The sequence below is a fragment of the Aliamphritea spongicola genome (assembly GCF_017051665.1).
In the GTDB taxonomy this organism is placed as follows: domain Bacteria; phylum Pseudomonadota; class Gammaproteobacteria; order Pseudomonadales; family Balneatricaceae; genus Amphritea; species Amphritea spongicola.
Window position 1 is genome coordinate 1 of sequence record NZ_JAFIDL010000112.1, and the last position, 286, is coordinate 286.

1 pseudogene is annotated in these 286 nt (G+C 61.5%); it reads right to left on the reverse strand.

The annotated features are described in order from the left end of the window. Positions 1–286: pseudogene (locus tag JYB63_RS22960) on the reverse strand (alpha/beta fold hydrolase); the annotation flags it as partial.

The window sequence follows — 286 nt, forward strand, 5'->3', positions numbered from 1 at the left end:
TCTTGAGATCTTCGGTGAAATCGGTCTGCGAGAAGGCGACGATGCCGTCATAGTGCGCCTTGGCGCCGCCCATCATGCCCTGCCGCCACCAGTTCCAGATAATGGCCTCCGACGGTTTGGCGCCCGGACGGTTATAGCCGTAGAACGGGCCGGCGGGCACGTCGTAATAGAATTGCGCCCGGTTGGCGGCCAGCTGCGCCTGGAAATCATCGAATACCGATTTTGGGGTGCCCTGCGGGTTACTGTCCGTTTTCACCATCAGCGGCGGCACCGCGCTGATCAGCAC